Source organism: Acinetobacter sp. NIPH 298 (assembly GCF_000369505.1).
GTDB lineage: Bacteria > Pseudomonadota > Gammaproteobacteria > Pseudomonadales > Moraxellaceae > Acinetobacter.
The window spans coordinates 476,955-494,070 of record NZ_KB850053.1 but is presented as its reverse complement, the minus strand read 5'-3'; the positions used below and the strand labels follow the sequence as shown (position 1 = coordinate 494,070).

19 protein-coding genes are annotated in these 17,116 nt (G+C 42.2%); 8 read left to right on the top strand and 11 right to left on the bottom strand.

Going from position 1 to position 17,116, the window contains the following annotated elements; genetic code table 11:
* Positions 1 to 297: 297 nt before the first annotated feature.
* The gene (locus F903_RS02230; protein ID WP_005194152.1) at positions 298 to 1,035 is read right to left on the bottom strand and encodes a dienelactone hydrolase family protein; all 738 of its coding nucleotides are present in this window, start codon (positions 1,033 to 1,035) and stop codon (positions 298 to 300) included.
* A gap of 175 nt (positions 1,036 to 1,210) precedes the next feature.
* Positions 1,211 to 1,369, bottom strand: a complete 159-nt coding sequence (locus tag F903_RS16320) for a DUF1328 domain-containing protein (protein ID WP_004656956.1) — start codon at positions 1,367 to 1,369, stop codon at positions 1,211 to 1,213.
* A 187-nt stretch (positions 1,370 to 1,556) separates the two neighbouring features.
* Here F903_RS16320 and F903_RS02220 point away from each other — a divergent pair, with 187 nt between their 5' ends.
* The 5 genes from F903_RS02220 to yddG all read left to right on the top strand — a co-directional run bounded on the left by F903_RS02220 (position 1,557) and on the right by yddG (position 6,760).
* On the top strand, positions 1,557 to 2,009 hold the full coding sequence (locus F903_RS02220; RefSeq protein ID WP_005194150.1) for a YcgN family cysteine cluster protein: 453 nt from the start codon (positions 1,557 to 1,559) through the stop codon (positions 2,007 to 2,009).
* A gap of 105 nt (positions 2,010 to 2,114) precedes the next feature.
* On the top strand, positions 2,115 to 3,281 hold the full coding sequence (locus F903_RS02215; protein WP_034594742.1) for a PQQ-dependent sugar dehydrogenase: 1,167 nt from the start codon (positions 2,115 to 2,117) through the stop codon (positions 3,279 to 3,281).
* A 25-nt stretch (positions 3,282 to 3,306) separates the two neighbouring features.
* Positions 3,307 to 4,494: a class C beta-lactamase gene (ampC, locus tag F903_RS02210; RefSeq protein ID WP_005194146.1), complete on the top strand. Its 1,188-nt coding sequence runs from the start codon at positions 3,307 to 3,309 to the stop codon at positions 4,492 to 4,494.
* 83 nt (positions 4,495 to 4,577) lie between these two features.
* Positions 4,578 to 5,858 carry a replication-associated recombination protein A gene (locus tag F903_RS02205; RefSeq protein WP_005194145.1) on the top strand — a complete coding sequence of 427 codons (1,281 nt, stop codon included), beginning with the start codon at positions 4,578 to 4,580 and terminating at the stop codon, positions 5,856 to 5,858.
* Positions 5,858 to 6,760 carry an aromatic amino acid DMT transporter YddG gene (yddG, locus tag F903_RS02200; RefSeq protein WP_005194142.1) on the top strand — a complete coding sequence of 301 codons (903 nt, stop codon included), beginning with the start codon at positions 5,858 to 5,860 and terminating at the stop codon, positions 6,758 to 6,760. The genes F903_RS02205 and yddG overlap by 1 nt, the downstream gene beginning before the upstream one ends.
* Before the next feature lie 78 nt (positions 6,761 to 6,838).
* On the opposite strand, the gene purC is transcribed toward yddG, so the two are convergent.
* The 3 genes from purC to dapA are packed head-to-tail and all read right to left on the bottom strand — an operon-like array spanning position 6,839 to position 9,107.
* Positions 6,839 to 7,558 carry a phosphoribosylaminoimidazolesuccinocarboxamide synthase gene (purC, locus tag F903_RS02195; RefSeq protein WP_005194140.1) on the bottom strand — a complete coding sequence of 240 codons (720 nt, stop codon included), beginning with the start codon at positions 7,556 to 7,558 and terminating at the stop codon, positions 6,839 to 6,841.
* Between the two features lie 37 nt (positions 7,559 to 7,595).
* Positions 7,596 to 8,198: a hypothetical protein gene (locus F903_RS02190; protein WP_004673592.1), complete on the bottom strand. Its 603-nt coding sequence runs from the start codon at positions 8,196 to 8,198 to the stop codon at positions 7,596 to 7,598.
* Positions 8,199 to 8,213: 15 nt separating this feature from the next.
* Positions 8,214 to 9,107 carry a 4-hydroxy-tetrahydrodipicolinate synthase gene (gene dapA, locus F903_RS02185; RefSeq protein WP_005194138.1) on the bottom strand — a complete coding sequence of 298 codons (894 nt, stop codon included), beginning with the start codon at positions 9,105 to 9,107 and terminating at the stop codon, positions 8,214 to 8,216.
* A gap of 296 nt (positions 9,108 to 9,403) precedes the next feature.
* On the opposite strand from dapA, the gene pncA reads away from it, so the two are divergent.
* From pncA to F903_RS02170, 3 genes are all read left to right on the top strand, one after another.
* Positions 9,404 to 10,036, top strand: a complete 633-nt coding sequence (gene pncA / locus F903_RS02180) for a bifunctional nicotinamidase/pyrazinamidase (protein WP_034594740.1) — start codon at positions 9,404 to 9,406, stop codon at positions 10,034 to 10,036.
* 92 nt (positions 10,037 to 10,128) lie between these two features.
* Positions 10,129 to 10,593, top strand: coding sequence for an Lrp/AsnC family transcriptional regulator (locus F903_RS02175; RefSeq protein ID WP_005194133.1), 465 nt, complete (start codon positions 10,129 to 10,131; stop codon positions 10,591 to 10,593).
* A 211-nt stretch (positions 10,594 to 10,804) separates the two neighbouring features.
* Entirely contained in the window at positions 10,805 to 11,443 is a 639-nt protein-coding gene (locus F903_RS02170; RefSeq protein ID WP_005194131.1) for a YitT family protein, read from the top strand.
* A gap of 70 nt (positions 11,444 to 11,513) precedes the next feature.
* On the opposite strand, the gene glmS is transcribed toward F903_RS02170, so the two are convergent.
* Genes glmS through ribE form a run of 6 tightly spaced genes read right to left on the bottom strand, consistent with a single transcriptional unit; the run spans position 11,514 to position 17,106 of the window.
* On the bottom strand, positions 11,514 to 13,352 hold the full coding sequence (gene glmS, locus F903_RS02165; protein WP_005194130.1) for a glutamine--fructose-6-phosphate transaminase (isomerizing): 1,839 nt from the start codon (positions 13,350 to 13,352) through the stop codon (positions 11,514 to 11,516).
* Positions 13,353 to 13,364: 12 nt separating this feature from the next.
* Entirely contained in the window at positions 13,365 to 14,729 is a 1,365-nt protein-coding gene (gene glmU, locus F903_RS02160; RefSeq protein ID WP_005194129.1) for a bifunctional UDP-N-acetylglucosamine diphosphorylase/glucosamine-1-phosphate N-acetyltransferase GlmU, read from the bottom strand.
* Between the two features lie 22 nt (positions 14,730 to 14,751).
* Positions 14,752 to 15,273 (bottom strand): phosphatidylglycerophosphatase A family protein, encoded by a 522-nt coding sequence (locus F903_RS02155; RefSeq protein ID WP_005194127.1) that lies wholly within the window; start codon positions 15,271 to 15,273, stop codon positions 14,752 to 14,754.
* On the bottom strand, positions 15,251 to 16,168 hold the full coding sequence (thiL, locus tag F903_RS02150; protein ID WP_005194125.1) for a thiamine-phosphate kinase: 918 nt from the start codon (positions 16,166 to 16,168) through the stop codon (positions 15,251 to 15,253). Before thiL ends, F903_RS02155 begins: the two co-directional genes overlap by 23 nt.
* Positions 16,169 to 16,182: 14 nt before the next feature.
* Entirely contained in the window at positions 16,183 to 16,632 is a 450-nt protein-coding gene (gene nusB, locus F903_RS02145; RefSeq protein ID WP_005194123.1) for a transcription antitermination factor NusB, read from the bottom strand.
* 3 nt (positions 16,633 to 16,635) lie between these two features.
* Complete coding sequence (gene ribE, locus F903_RS02140; RefSeq protein WP_004673571.1) at positions 16,636 to 17,106, bottom strand: 6,7-dimethyl-8-ribityllumazine synthase; 471 nt, start codon at positions 17,104 to 17,106, stop codon at positions 16,636 to 16,638.
* Between the last annotated feature and the right edge of the window lie 10 nt (positions 17,107 to 17,116).

Sequence of the window (17,116 nt, the reverse complement as noted above, 5' to 3'; positions counted from 1 at the left end):
TAAACATTTGCTGATATAAGCCGAAGCATTTACTTGTGGGTGGGCGGCATGTAATTTTTTCATCAGCCTGCGGCTCGCCTTACTTTTCAAGGATGAAAAGTAAGCAAAAATGCTTTATTGAACTGACATTACATCCTGAGCAATTTTAAAGCAACGCTTTGAAACTAGCGCAAGGCAGCCCAACAGGCGGCATCCATGCCGCCTTTGCACGAGCAACTGTTATCGAGGGTTTAGATATCAAGATGATGTTAACTCGGATTTAAGTTTTGAAAAATCATCTAGCCAATTATTTACCGATTATTTTAAATGTTTATCTAGCAACTCATACATCGCTTCAAGACCTTGACGCTCTGCTTCAGCGTTATAGCCCAAGTCAACATTGTTGGCTTTGGCACGTTCATCAGCGAGTGGATTACTGAAACCATGTTTAGCATCTTCAAAGATGATCACCTCATGATCCACCTGAGCATCATGCATTTCCTGACGGAAACTTGCCACATCATCTAAAGTTACCATGCTATCAAGTTCACCATGCAGCACTAAGATCTCAGCTTTCACTTGATCTTTCTGTGCTGGCGCTTTAGGACTGAGCACTGCATGGAAGGTTGCGACGGCTTTTACATCTGCACCAGAACGGGCTAAATCAAGCACAACCTTACCGCCATAACAGAAACCAATAGCCGCCAGTTTCTCAGCATTAACCTCCGGTTGAGCTGCTAGTGTTGCTAAACCCGCTTGCGCACGACTGACAATGGTATCGGCATGTTCAAAAGTCTGATTCATCCATTCAGATGCTTGAGGAACAGCAGTTGTGACTTTTTTATCACCATACATATCGATCGCTAAAGCCGCGTAACCATGCTCAGCAAGCTCACGGGCACGTTGCTCAGTATATTCATTACGGCCCCACCATTCAGGTGCAACAATGACACCTGCAATAGGCGTAGCAATCTCTGGGGCTGCAAAATAACCAATCAAACGTTGACCATCGGCAGCGGTGTATTCAATTTCACGTGTGGTAATCGGGAAGCTCATTTTTAAATCCTAATCTGTATTTTTAGAATGTATCGATTAAAGCATAAAATCGGAAAATTGAAGACCTCGCCAAGGTACAAATTTTGAGGTCTTGGATCACTAAGAGGAAAATGATGAAGCATAAAAAAAGAAGAATACCGAGATTCTTCTTTTTTTATTCATTGTTAATAAATATCTAGACTTTACCTCTAGATAAGAAACCAACGATTGCCAAAATAACAGCAACGACTAGTAAAATAACTGCAAAATCTTTTGATAAGCCCGCAACACCACCGAAACCTAATAAACTGGCGATCAGTGCGATTACTGCAAAAATAATGGCCCAACGGAACATAATGTGTTTCCTCCTAATTTATCGTTATGTTTCCACTATAGCGTGTGTTTTTTGAGCTAAATGTGGTGTTTCTGTGGTTGAAATGTTGAATAGATTAAGAAATGTTAATCGGATAATCTGTTTGAAAACCAAGTTAATGATGGATGAATGCTATAATAAAAAGCTCGCTTAAAATGAAAGCCTTGGTATGTCCATCGAACTTCGTCCAAATTTTTGGAAACAATACACACTTGATCAGCTCACGCATGCTGAGTGGGAAGCATTGTGCGATGGCTGTGGTTTATGTTGTTTGATTAAGCTTGAAGATGAGGAAACGGCTGAGGTTGCTTATACCAAAGTGGCGTGCAAGTTATTGGACTGTACAACAGCCAGTTGTTCTGATTATGCACAGCGTCAGCAGCATGTTCCTGACTGTATTCAGCTCACGCTTGAACAATTGCAGACCATCACATGGTTACCACCAAGTTGTGCTTATCGTCGTTTAAGCGAAGGGAAAAACCTACCCTCATGGCATTATCTCAATACAGGTTCACGTCAAAGTGTGATTCGGGCCAAGAAATCAGCAGCAGGACGATGTATTTCAGAAAGTGATGTCGATGAAGAACAGATCGAAGATTATATTGTTCGTTGGGTGCGTTGATCTGGATTGCAAATGGATTCTTTATAAATAAAAACAACACTTTTACAGCAGTTTTATTCGTCAATCCCCGTACTATTAGAACAAATAAGAGGGAGATATAAAATGATGATGAAGCGAGTCGCAACCCCACTTTTATGTGGTGGTTTTATATTTTTACAAGCCTGTGGTGCAAATAATACCAACTCTAAAACGCCAGAATCGAATGCTGCACAGCAGAGCTCAAAAACAGCAATCCAACAACAATCTTATCAAGTAGAAACCATTGCTCAATTCAATGAACCGTGGGCGATGACCACCTTACCTGACCAACGCATATTGCTTACTGAACGCAAAGGAAAATTAAAAATAATTGACCCGAAAACTAAGCAAAGTCTGGATGTGCAAGGTGTTCCGACGGTGAGTTATGGTGGTCAGGGTGGTTTAGGTGATGTTGTTTTACATCCGAAATTTCAGCAAAACCATTGGATCTATTTGAGTTACGCGACCAAAGGGCAAGGTGGCTATGGCGCTGTGATTTCACGAGCGAAACTTGATTTATCAAATCCAGCACAACCGAAACTTACGGATGTAAAAACAATATGGCAACAAGTGCCTAAAGTCTCAGGACAGGGACATTATGGTCATCGCATGCTATTTGGTTCTGATGGCAAGTTGTGGGTGAGTTCAGGAGAACGACAAAAATTTGATCCAGCGCAGGATATGAAAAGTAATCTGGGTAAAGTTTTACGGTTAAATGATGATGGAACAGCAGTGGCAGATAATCCATTTAGCCAACAAGGAGGCGTGACTGCGGAAATATGGTCCCTTGGGCACCGTAACCCACTCGGCATGGCATTTGATACGAAACAACAGCTCTGGGTGGTCGAAATGGGCCCTGAAGGCGGCGATGAACTGAACCTCATTGTTAAGGGTGAAAATTATGGTTATCCAATTGTCTCGAATGGAGACCACTATTCAGGTTTGAAGATTCCAGATCATCAAACTCGCCCAGAATTTAAAGCACCTGAAATTGATTGGACACCTGTTATTTCACCTTCAAGTATGATCATTTATACAGGCAAAGAATTTCCTTTATGGCAGCAAAAGGCCTTAATCGGTGGTTTGTCCTCTAAAGCCATTGTGGTGGTGGATTTAAATACTCGACCTGTAAAAGAAGTTCAGCGGCTGGATATGAAACAACGAATTCGGGGCTTGCACCAAGCTCAGGATGGCTCGATTTGGGTGATCGAAGATGGTCCGCAAGCCAAATTACTCAAACTCAGTACCAATTAAATTTTAACTTAAAGTGAAATGATGAATGATGAAGTCGAACCCTCTCGCGATGCCTTCGAAAAAATTATTGTTGATTGCAGGACTTTTGTCGTGCAATTCGATGCTTTGGGCACAACAACTGACGGAGCAACAAGTCAAACAGGTGCTTGATCAACAATTTAAACCATTGTTAGAACAATATAAAATTCCAGGTATGGCAGTCGCAGTGACTTTGAATGGTCAACATTATTTCATCAACTATGGTCTGGCTTCAAAGCAAAGTAAACAAGCTGTTAGCAGCGATACTTTGTTTGAATTAGGTTCAGTCAGTAAAACCTTTAATGCAACCTTAGCGGGTTATGCTCAGGCGCAAGGGCGATTATCTTTCTCTGATCATCCTGCCAAGTATTTTCCTGAACTAAAGAATACCGCCGTCAACCGCGCCACCATCCTCAACCTTGGCACTTACAGTGCGGGTGACTTCCCACTCCAGTTTCCTGATTCGGTCGTGAAACAGCAGGATATGTTGAAGTATTACCAAACATGGCAGCCGAAAAGCCAAGTAGGGACGACACGACAATATTCCAATCCGAGTATTGGTTTGATGGGCTATGTTACGGCTTTGGCGATGAAAAAACCGTATCCAGAATTGGTTGAGAAAACGCTTTTTCCTCAATTGGGAATGACACAAAGTTTTATCAATGTACCAGAACAGCACATGTCGAAGTACGCATGGGGATATAAAGCTGATCAAGCCATGCGTGTTTCTGCGGGTATGCTGGATGCAGAAGCCTATGGCGTGAAAAGTAGTAGTTCGGATATGCTAAAATTTCTGGATACACAGATCAATGTGCAACAGTTGCAACAGCCCATCCGTAAAGCCATTGAAAATACCCATGTTGGTTATTTTAAAGTTGGCTCAATGACTCAAGGCTTAGGCTGGGAACAGTATCAATACCCAGTGAAACTAGAGACCTTGTTGGATGGGAATTCCAGCAAAATGGCATTGGAAAGCCATGCTGTTACCCCAATCAAACAGCCGAAGATCGCTTCACCAGCAACGTTCTTTAATAAAACTGGTGCGACCAATGGTTTTGGTGCATACGCTGCGTTTATTCCGCAACAAAAAATTGGGATTGTGATGCTCGCCAACACCAATTTCCCAAATGCAGAACGCATTAAAGCGAGCTATCGAAGCATCGAGCAGCTCATTCAACTGCAACAAGTTCGATAGAATGATCAGTTGATCGCAGATTCAAATTGTAGATTTGAGTCAGACACAATAGACTACGGTAAAAGACCATAAAGCCATTGATAATGTCCGATACGCATATTCCTCTACCTGAACGTTTACGTCCTCGTGACTTGTCCGAAATTATTGGACAAGATCATTTGCTCGGTGAAAATGCACCGTTACGTCAAATGATTGATCAGGGACATCTACCTTCGATTATCTTCTGGGGACCACCGGGTGTGGGGAAAACCACGATTGCATTATTACTGGCTCAAGCGGTAGATCGTCCTTTTATTAGCTTATCTGCGCTCAATACAGGCGTGAAAGAGTTACGTGAAGTGATTGCGGAAAGTGGTGATCTACTCAACTTGACACCAGTGGTCTTTATTGATGAGATTCATCGTTTCAATAAATCGCAACAAGATGCCTTACTCAATGCCGTTGAGAAAGGCAAGATCACCTTAATTGGTGCAACCACTGAAAACCCCTCTTTTGAGGTCAACAGTGCACTTTTATCACGCTGTCAGGTGTATACCCTCAATAGTCTGGACGCGGATGCGATTCAAACACTGCTGAACAAGGCCATACAAAGCGATCAATTCTTAAAAGAACGTTTTATTCAAATTGAAGAATATGATGCGCTGACTCAATTTGCTGCGGGCGACGCTCGTAAAGCATTGAACCTGATTGATTTGATCGCCAGCACATTTGAGGCTGATATCGAAAATATCATCACTGATGCCATTGTGATAAAAGTAGCGCAGCAAAATATTGCGCGTTATGACAAATCGGGTGAGCAACATTACGATGTGGTTTCGGCATTTATTAAGTCTATTCGCGGCAGTGATCCAGATGCAACCTTGTATTGGATGGCACGTATGCTCAAAGGCGGCGAAGATCCTGTGTTTATCGCGCGTCGTATGTTGATTGCGGCTTCAGAAGATATTGGTAACTCCAATCCGAATGCATTATTACTGGCAGGTGAATGCTTCCGTTCAGTACAAGCAGTGGGCATACCTGAGGCGCGTATTATTTTAGGACAGACCGCTGTTTATTTAGCCACTAGCCCGAAAAGTAACAGTACTTATTTAGCGATTAATCGGGCTTTAGAGTTGGCTGAAAAGACCGCAAATCTACCAGTGCCATTACATTTGCGGAATGCACCAACCAAGTTAATGAAACAACAGGGCTATGGTGTGGATTATCAATATCCACATAATTTCCCAGAACATTTTGTGTTGCAGGAATACTTACCGCCAGAGTTGAAAGGTACAAAGTTGTATGAATCAGCGCGAAATAAACGTGAGGTTGAGGCCGAACGTTTACAACAACGTCGTTGGCAGCAAGAACAACAGCAACAGTAATGAACCCCAAAAAAGCCACACTCATTGGATTACTTGCGATCTTCTTATGGAGCTTGATCGTTGCTTTGATCAAGGATGTTAGTAGTCATTTTGGCGCAGTGGGTGGTGCAGCACTGATCTATACGCTCGCTTCAATCTTTCTATTTTTCTCGGTTGGTTGGAGCAGCCTCAGAACATTCCCTAGAACATATTTAATTTGGGGTAGTGTTTTATTTGTGGCCTACGAAATTTGCCTATCGCTTTCGATTGGTTATAGCAACAATAATCGAGAAGCAATTGAAGTTGGAATGGTAAATTATCTATGGCCCACGTTTACCATGGTGGCCGCCATTTTGTTTAATCAACAAAAAGCCAATTTTTTGATCATTCCTGGCTTTGTCATCTCATTATTGGGGATTTGTTGGGTTTTAGGCGGTGAGCAAGGCTTTGATTTAATTGGTATGTGGCAGAACATTCAAAACAATCCACTTAGTTATGGGTTAGCATTTATTGGAACGCTTTTGTGGGCAGCCTATTGCACGCTTACTGCAAGAATTGCCAATGGCAGTAATGGCATCACCTTATTTTTTATTCTGGTTGCGATTGTGCTCTGGATTAAATATCTACTCATGGGGGGAGGCGCGTTCCAGTTTGAATGGCAAGCTTCAATTATTTTGCTAATTGCAGCCGCAGCTATGGGCTTCGGTTATGCGGCATGGAATATTGGCATTTTGTATGGCAATGTAACGTTGTTGGCTGGGGCTTCTTATTTTATCCCAGTATTTTCTGCATTTTTTGCCGCGATCCTGTTAAATACCCCACTGGGCTTATCTTTTTGGTATGGCGCTTTTATGGTGTGTTTGGGTTCGATCTTATGTTGGATGTCGACAAGGGCACAACATTCGCATGCTGAAGATGTATAAATAAGACCTAATCCTGATATGTTCTCATAACCATAAAAAAACCAGCCGAAGCTGGTTTTTTTGACATTTCAGAGTGGCTTAAAGATCGTCTAAATTAATGCCTAAACGTGTCGCCACTTCTTCATATGCTTCAACCACACCACCTAAACCTTGGCGGAAACGGTCTTTATCTAATTTTTTCTTGGTGTCTTTATCCCACAAACGGCAACCATCTGGAGAGAATTCATCGCCTAGTACGATACGGTCATGGAATACACCAAACTCAAGTTTGAAATCAACCAGAATCATATTACCCGCATCAAATAATGCTTTAAGCACATCATTGACTTGGTAAGTGAGCTCTTTCATTTTTTCAAGTTGGTCAGCAGTTGCCCAACCTAACGCAATCGCTTGAGATTCGTTGACCATTGGATCGCCAAGCGCATCATCTTTAAAGAACAATTCAAAAGTCGGTGGTGTTAACACTTTGCCTTCTTCAACGCCTAAACGACGGCACAATGAACCAGCAGCGTAGTTACGAATCACGCACTCAACAGGGATCATCTCAAGTTTTTTCACCAGTACTTCTGTTGGTGAAAGTAACTTCTCAAAATGTGTTTCGATACCCGCTTCAGCCAATTTTTCCATGATGAAGGCGTTAAAACGGTTGTTGACCTTGCCTTTACGATCTAATTGCTCGATTTTTTCGCCATTGAACGCAGAGGCATCATCGCGAAAGACTAAAATCAGGTGGTCGGCATTGTCTGTTTCATATACAGATTTTGCTTTACCAGTATAGAGCAAGGTTTGTTTTAACATGGGGGAACCTTTTTGAAAAAATATGCCTAATAAACGACTAGGCTGGCCAATTTTGGTAAATCTGGGTTAACACTTCTGTTGCAATGGCTTGCTCTGCAAAGGTTGTGTCAAGTTTGAAGAGGGCAACGGTATTGTTTGAGCCTACCGCAGAAAGCTTCAATAAATAGCTTTGTTCATTGACTTGAATCGTGGCTTCATAACCATTGTTTGATTGTGAAATCACTTTGTAGTTCAAGCTATTTAACGTTGCAAAGGTATATTGCCACGCTGCAGCGGTTGGGCCTTCCACTTTCAGTAATGGATTTCTATTTCCATCCATCACTAACTGAGGACGACCAAGCGCGGTCATACTCTCTTCGGTATTACTCGCTTGTATTTGGATACCATCTGGACGAGGAAGTGCATAACGGTTGCCAGTTTTGTTTTCAAACGTTGGTGCATGTTCGATCGCCAGTGGATCAACTGTTGGAGCAGGATACAAAGGTGTAAATGGTCTAACCGTTGCGCCCTCAGGGAATTTAAGTGGTTCAAGTGCTTCTGCCTTCTTATAATCCAAAGAATGATTATTGAGGGCGAAACGGCCACAACCAGCTAAACTTAACGCTGAAATGACTAGGACAACACCAACACGTAATTGCATCATAAATTGCTCGTATTAAATAATTCCCGCAGCTTTTAAATCTGTGCGGAGAGGTTCACGATATTGTTCTGCAAGCGGGGTCAATGGTAGGCGAATACCTGTGCTCATATATCCCATCTCATGCAAAGCCCATTTCACAGGAATTGGGTTTGATTCGCAAAACAAAATATTGTGTAGATTTGCAATTTGTTGATTCAAACTTTGTGCTTTTGCTTTATCGCCAGCCAATGCCGCTTCACAAACATCACTCATTTGTTTAGGTGCCACATTCGCAGTAACAGAAATATTGCCTTTCGCACCGAGTAAAATCAGTTCCCAAGCAGTTTCATCATCACCTGAATAGACGGCCATTTTACCATTTAAACCTTCAATCAGTGCTTGTCCACGTGGGAGGTCGCCTGTGGCATCTTTGATTCCGACAATGTTTGGAACATCTGCAAGACGAATCACAGTCTCATTTTGCAAATCTACCCCAGTACGGCCTGGAACATTATAAAGAATTTGTGGAATATCAGCAGCTTCAGCAATTGCTTTGTAGTGTTGATATAAGCCTTCTTGGGTCGGTTTATTATAATATGGCGTCACCAACAGTGCGGCATCTGCACCGAGTTCTTTTGCAGCTTTGGTGAGTTCAATCGCTTCACGAGTCGAATTTGCACCTGTGCCTGCGATAATTGGAATACGTTTATTGGCAACACGAACCACTTCTTTGATGACTTGCGTATGTTCTTCCATGCTTAATGTAGACGCTTCGCCTGTTGTTCCAACAGCAACAATACTATGTGTGCCTTGTTGGATATGCCACTCAACAAGCTTCTCAAGGCTCTTCCAATCTACACCACCATGTTCAAACATTGGGGTAACGATTGCGACAATTGAGCCTTGTATATTTTGTGCTAGCTGAGTCATTTTAAAAAAATATCCTATTTTCCCATCCGAGATTGAAGTAATTAAAACGAAATATTGGATGGATGCAGTATTTTGATTGGTCGTTCAACAATTAAGCCACGTTGAATGACAATTATGCAAATTATGACTGATCGGAGACATAAGAACAATACGCTTTCGTTAAACTGTAAGAAACTTTAATGCATCTTTCGCTTGACTGATTTTCATCTTATAAAGTTAATGACTCACTGTAGTCAGATGCTTGAGAGCAGCGTATGGTACAAAGAGAGGCTTTAGCTGAAATGTTGGATGATCAAATGCAAGTACACTTGAAACATACTGCACTTATCGTGGTGGATGTACAAAATGGATTTACGCCTGGTGGAAACTTAGCAGTTGCCAATGCAGATCAAATTATTCCATTGATTAATCAACTTGCGCCAAGCTTTGAACATGTGGTGCTGACTCAAGACTGGCATCCTGAGCAGCATATTTCGTTTGCAGAAAATCACCCTAATAAAGTGCCATTTGAAACCATTGAGTTGGCTTATGGAACGCAAGTGTTGTGGCCTAAACATTGTGTACAAGGTTCGCATGATGCGGCATTCCATCCTGAGCTAAATATACCAACGGCTCAGCTCATTATTCGCAAAGGATGTCATCAGGACATTGATAGTTATTCAGCCTTTATGGAAGCCGATCGCAAGACACCGACAGGATTAAATGGCTACTTAAAAGAGCATCAAATTGACACGGTTTATATTGTGGGGATTGCTACGGATTTTTGTGTGGCGTGGACGGCTTTGGATGCGGTAGATTTTGGTTTTAAAACCTATGTGGTTGAAGATGCATGTAAAGCAATAGATTTAAATGGTTCATTGCAACAGGCTTGGCAAGCGATGCTGGCGCAGGGCATTCAACGGATTCAATCCTCCGCGATTTTTCCATGAACTTGTGAGGTTCGCGCTAAAAACGTTAAACTGCTCATCACCATGTATTTTCATTGTTTATTTAGCAATGCAACCCCATAACTGAGAGTTTCATGATCGAAGAACTTGATGATTTTGACCAGAAAATTATTCATCATTTACAATTAAATGGTCGTTTGGCCAATCAAGAATTAGCTGAATTAGTTGGGTTGTCGACTTCACAATGTTCACGCCGTCGAATTTATCTTGAGCAGAAAAAAATAATCACAGGCTATTATGCTCAGGTTGCTTTATGCGCTGATCCAACCCCGATCATGGGTATTATTGAAGTAAAGTTGCAGAATTATAATGATGCAACACATGATCGCTTTGTTGACTTTCTTTTGCATGAGCCCGCAGTCAAAGATATTCATAAGTTGACGGGGAGTTATGATTTTGCACTCAAGGTTGCGGTTAAAAACTTAGATGAGATGGTCAAGCTGATTGGGATTTTATCGTCGAGTGATTTTGGTGTCAGTAACTTAAATACGTCAATTGTCTTGGAGAAACTTAAAGAGAATGGGATTGCAATGAAATAAAAAGAGCAGGCAATGAAATGAAATCAGTACAAAATAGTCTTTTGCATTAAGATGGGGCAGTACATGCGAAAATCATTATTCTGAATATAAATTGCATTTATGACGAAAATATAAGAATAAATTGCGAAAAAACAATAAAAATGATCAAATATGCCATGTCTTTCCTTGAAAGATCTCTCCCTTTGTTGTTCTCCTGTTGAGTTGTACCGTTATGAATACCGATCAAAATGTATCTTTGGTAAGTCCTGTCACGCCTGTGATCGAACAACACTCAAAGATTGAAGATGCATTGGCGATGTTGATTGGAACATTTATCTTATCTTTTGCCATGGTGCTATTGAAACAAGCAGGGATTATGACGGGTGGAACTGCGGGCTTATCTTTGTTGATTCATTACATTACCGACATTCAGTTTGGTATTTTATTCTTTCTGATCAATATTCCATTTTATTATTTTGCTTATAAGAAAATGGGGCTTGCCTTGGTGGCCAAGACCTTTATTGCCGTGGCGTTATTGGCAGGTTTTACTGAAACCATTCCTCATTTTGTTCAGCTTGCCACTGTGCACCCAATTTATGCGACCGTTTTTGCCAATGTACTGATGGGCGTGAGTTTTTTGATTTTGTTTCGCCATCGCTCAAGCTTGGGTGGAATCAATCTACTGGTGCTTTATTTACAAGAACGTTTTAAGATTCCAGCAGGAAAGGCGCAGATGGGAATCGATGTGGCGATCTTGCTGGTGTCGTTATTTTTTGTGGATTGGACATTAATTCTGATTTCAATTTTTGGTGCGGTGATTCTAAATTCGATTATTTTACTGAATCATAAAACCAGTCGTTATGTGGCTTAGCATATTTTTTTAGATTTTTTTCAGCTTGATAAAACAGAAGGAGGCTTAAAGCCTCCTTCTATCTATTTGATTATTCTACAGTAACGCTCTTGGCGAGATTACGTGGTTGATCGACATCGGTTCCACGTAATACTGCAACATGGTAAGACAACAGTTGCACAGGAATACTGTAAACAATTGGTGCTAACCATTCATTGATCGTTGGAATATGCACGACATGTTGACGATCTTTGCCTTGAATGCCGCTATTTTCATCCGCAAACACAAACAATTCGCCGCCACGCGCTTGTACTTCTTCCATATTCGATTTTAATTTATCGAGCATTTCATCTTTTGGCGCTAAAATCACGATTGGCATTTCATTGTCCACTAACGCCAGTGGTCCATGTTTTAACTCGCCCGCAGCATAGCCTTCAGCATGGATGTATGAAATTTCTTTCAGTTTCAACGCACCTTCAAGCGCGATTGGGAAATGGGTACCACGACCTAAGAATAAGCAGTGATTTTTCTCAACAAACAGTGTGGATAAACGTAAGATTTCGGTATCACACTGTAATGTGTCTAAAATGACTTTAGGACAGTGCCACAATGCCGCTATGATTTCGGTGAGTTGTGCCGCAGAAAGCTGTTGCTTGACTTGTCCTACTTTGAGGATCAGTAACATCAATGCCGCAAGCTGTGTAGTGAAGGCTTTGGTTGATGCAACCCCAATTTCAGGGCCTGCCAACGTCAATAAATGATGATCTGTTTCACGAACCATTGATGAGGTCGCAACGTTACAAATCGTCATGGTACTAATGTCGATATTTTGCGCTTTCGCACGTTTTTGGATTTCACGTAATGCCGCTAAAGTATCTGCTGTTTCGCCTGATTGAGAGATACAGAGATATAAGGTATTTGCGACAATGACAGGATTGCGATAGCGGAATTCGCTGGCAATCTCAATTTGACAAGATACCCCAATCAACTGCTCAAACCAGTATTTTGCGATCATCCCTGCATGGTAGCTGGTACCACAGGCAATGATTTGTACTTGTTGAATTTGACTAAAATCTGCATTGGCGTGGCTGAGGAAATCTTCGCGCAGGGTGTTGCCATTCAATGCTTGAGCAATGGTCTGTTGCATCGCTTCAGGCTGCTCATAAATCTCTTTCAGCATGAAGTGCTTATATGCGCCTTTGGATACATTGCTTACGGTTGCGTCCAATTCTTTTACAGGACGTTCAACGGCTTCACCATTAACAAAAACCTCAATACTGCTACGTGTTAAACGTGCAATATCACCTTCTTCTAAATAAACGAAGCGGTTGGTGACAGGTAATAATGCCAATTGGTCTGAGCTAATAAAATTCTCGCCAATTCCCACACCGATGACAAGCGGTGAACCTTCACGTACAGTGATGAGTTCATCTGGATGTGCAGTGTGAATAATGCCCAACGCATACGCGCCTTTAAGCTGAGGTGTAACCTTTTGTACCGCTTCTAATAGGCTATCCGTTTGTTTCAGTGCGTCATTGACCAGATGTGCAACCACTTCAGTATCTGTCTGAGAGCTAAACACATAGCCTTGTGCTTGTAATGCATCCTTGAGTTCTTGGTAGTTTTCAATAATACCGTTGTGAACCACTGCAACATTACCAGATACATGTGGGTGAGCGTTGTTCTCCGTCGGTTTGCCGTGAGTCGCCCAACGCGTGTGTGCAATCCCGATATTACCCGTTAATTTTTGTTCAGAGACCGCTTCATCTAAATTGGCGACTTTTCCTACGCGGCGTTCACGTAAGATTTTTTGATTATTTAATAATGCTAAACCTGCCGAATCGTAACCACGATATTCGAGACGTTTAAGACCTTCAATGAGAATATCGGTTACACAACGTTCAGCAACGCCACCAACAATACCACACATAATTTTATCCTCTTATTTTTTCAACTTCTGGGGACGTTGATAATTCGCTTTTTCAAACTGCTTAGATCGTTCGACCGCTAAACTATGCCCAGTTACATCTCGGGTTAGGGTTGAACCAGCGCCAGTAGTAGCACCTTGACCAATTTTGATCGGTGCAACCAGCGAGTTATTGGTGCCAATAAAGACCTGATCTTCAATGATGGTTCGATGTTTATTTGCACCATCATAATTACAGGTAATCGTGCCAGCGCCGATATTACAATCCGCACCGATATCAGCATCACCTAAGTAGGTAAAGTGGTTGGCTTTAGAACCCTGACCGATATTCGAGTTTTTAACCTCAACAAAGTTACCAATATGCACCTCATTGGCTAATTTTGCACCGGGACGTAGACGAGCAAAAGGCCCGATCTGCGCATTTTCACCAACAACCGCATTTTCAAATACACTATAAGCTTGAACTTGGGTGCCCGCAGCAATACGGGTATTTTTTAAAATACACCCTGCACCGAGCTGGACGTTATCGCCAAGCTCACAATCACCTTCAATGATGACATTGACATCAATCAGTACATCTTGACCGCAGATTAAGCGACCACGGAGATCGAAACGACTCGGGTCAATCAAGTGAACGCCTTGTTGCATCAGCTCTTTGGCTTGTTGTTGCTGAAATTGGCGCTCTAGGGTTGCAAGCTGTAAACGATCATTGACACCCTCAACTTCAAATGCCAATTCAGGTTGAATAGATGCAATTTCTAAACCATCAGCAACCGCCATCGCCACAATATCGGTCAGGTAATATTCACCTTGTGAATTGTTGTTGGATAGTTTTGGTAACCATTGATGCAATTTGGCATTACTGACACAGTAAATGCCCGTATTAATTTCTTGAATTTGACGCTGTTCTTCATTCGCGTCTTTATGTTCAACAATCGCTTGAATTTTTCCTGCTTCACGAACGATACGGCCATAGCCTGTTGGATTTTCAACATTGAGCGTGATCATACCAATACCTGATTGGCTAGAAGCATCAAGCAGTTGTTCAAGAGTACTTTGACGAACCAAAGGCACATCACCGTAGAGAATCAAAGAAACGCCATCTTGAGGTAAAACGGGCAAAGCCACTTGAACGGCATGGCCTGTTCCAAGTTGTTCGGCTTGTTCAACCCATTCAATTTGTTCTTCAGCAAAGCTTTGTTTGACCAGTTCTCCACCATGTCCATAAATGGTAATAATATTTTGAGCCTGTAGCTTTTTTGCTGTTTGAACTACATGACCGAGCAGTGGACGACCCGCGAGTGGTTGTAATACTTTTGGTCGTTGTGAACGCATGCGCGTTCCTTTCCCTGCTGCAAGAATAATAACTGTTGTTGACATGATTAACTCTAATATCAATAGCTTAAGTTAGAAAATAAAAGTGAATAATAAAAATACAAAGCGCTGCCCAAATTCCAGCAATGATGTCATCTAGCATGATGCCTAGACCACCAGACACTTTTTGGTCCACCCAATTGATTGGGAATGGTTTCCAAATGTCAAAGATGCGGAACAAGATGAATCCGACCAGTACCCAGAGCCAATTTAGTTGTTGTAAATACAGTAAAGGAAGTAAGGTGATGGATTGTCCAGCAAACTCATCCCATACAATACGGCCATCATCATGTACATTGAGGACTTTGGCGGTATGTCCACAGATATAAATGCCGATCAGCGACATCAATAAAACCACCACAATACTTGCCGATAATCCAAGATATAGCCAAAGTGGGACAAACAGCAAGGCGAAAGCAGAACCAAAAGTACCCGGTGCTTTAGGACTGAGACCGGAACCAAAGCCAACACCACAGAAAACGATGCAGCGGTTATACCAAGTCATTTGATTGAAGCGAATGGGTGGTTTATGCAAAGTGTTGGTATCCATGAACATCCAATGGGTAAATCTCGCCCATATACTCAAATAGCAATCCAGTTTGCTGGGCAATTTCGCCGATTATTGTAAGCGGAACATCTAAGTGTTGTCGCAACAGTTTCTCATAATTTTGCGGTGATATTGTAAAGCATAGTTCGTAATCATCGCCACCAGCCAGCGCATAATGCCAAGCTTGCCGCATATCTTGTGCTTTCAGTGATTTATCTATCGGTAGCTGATCGAGTAATAATTTGGCACCGCACTTGGATGCTTTAAGAATATGACCAAGGTCTTGTGCCAGTCCATCTGAAATATCAATCATGCTGGATGCCAAGCCTTTAAGCTGTTGTCCTAAATGACAACGTGGCGTTGGATAGTCGAGGCGTTGTTGTAGAGGATGACCTAAATGTTGTAATCCGTATGCAGCATCACCGATTTGACCACTAACACAAATATAATCGCCGACTTGCGCACCAGATCGAGTAATTGCTTGACCGTGTTCAATCCAGCCAAGTGCAGTAACACTAATCGTCAGTTGTGTACTCTGAGTAGTATCACCACCAACCAATGCAACCCCAAATTGGTCACAGCAGTCAAATAGCCCACGGCTAAATTCGGCTAACCAATCGTGGTCGATCGTCGGAAGGCTTAAAGCCAGTAAAATACTATGTGGTTTTGCACCCATTGCAGCCAAGTCAGATAAGTTGACGGCCACACTTTTCCAGCCAATGGCGTGGGCTGAGGTGTCTAAGGGGAAATGCCGACCCGCAACAAGCGTATCTGCACAGATCACCAACTGTTGTGAGGGAGGTGGGGTGACAATGGCTGAGTCATCACCGATGCCTAAACTGACATCAAGCTTTGATGTGCGTTTAAAATATTGATCAATGATCGAGAACTCAGCCATAGAACATCAAGCCTTTATTTTGCTTGCTGTTTTTCAGCTTCACGTAATTTTGATGATAAACGGTCTAATACACCATTGATGTATTTATGACTATCAGCACCACCAAAGTGTTTTGCTAATTCAATCGCTTCATCCAGCACCACACGATACGGAACTTCGAGGTGATCTCGAAGTTCGTAAGCACCGAGTCGTAACGTTGCAAGTTCAACACCATCCAGTGCGTTCAACTCACGGTCAAGGACTGGAATAAGTAACTCATCTAAAGCGTCATGTTGAGCAACCACTTGCGTGAGCAATTCATGGTAATAGTTAAGGTCAACTTTATGCATGGCATTTTCGACACGGGTACGTGCTTCAATTTCATGGACAGGATTATGACTCATTTGCCATTCATAAATTCCTTGTACAGCAAAACGACGTGCTTTGCGTTTCGCTGCATAAGCGGCCTGAAGTGTTTGCGACATGCTTTAAATTGCCTTTAATAAGTTAACCATTTCGATTGCAGTAAGTGCAGCTTCGCTACCTTTATTACCTGCTTTCGTACCAGAACGTTCAATTGCTTGTTCAATGCTGTCTGTTGTCAAGACACCATTGATGACAGGCATTGTGCTTTCAAGTGCCACAACGCCTAAGCCTTTGGCACACTCACCTGCAACGAAGTCAAAGTGTGGTGTGCTACCACGGATCACCGCGCCTAATGCAATAATGGCATCAAAGTTTTTTGATGCAGCGAGTTTTTTCGCAACAATAGGCAGTTCCCATGCACCTGGTGCATGAATCACGGTGATGGCTTCTTCTGAAACGCCATGGCGTTTTAAAGTGTCGATAGCACCTTCAAGTAAATGTTCAACCACAAAGCTGTTGAAACGACCCACTAAGATCGCATAGCGACCTTCGCTTGCGAGATGTAATAAACCTTCAATTCGGCGAATTGCCATAGCAACCTCG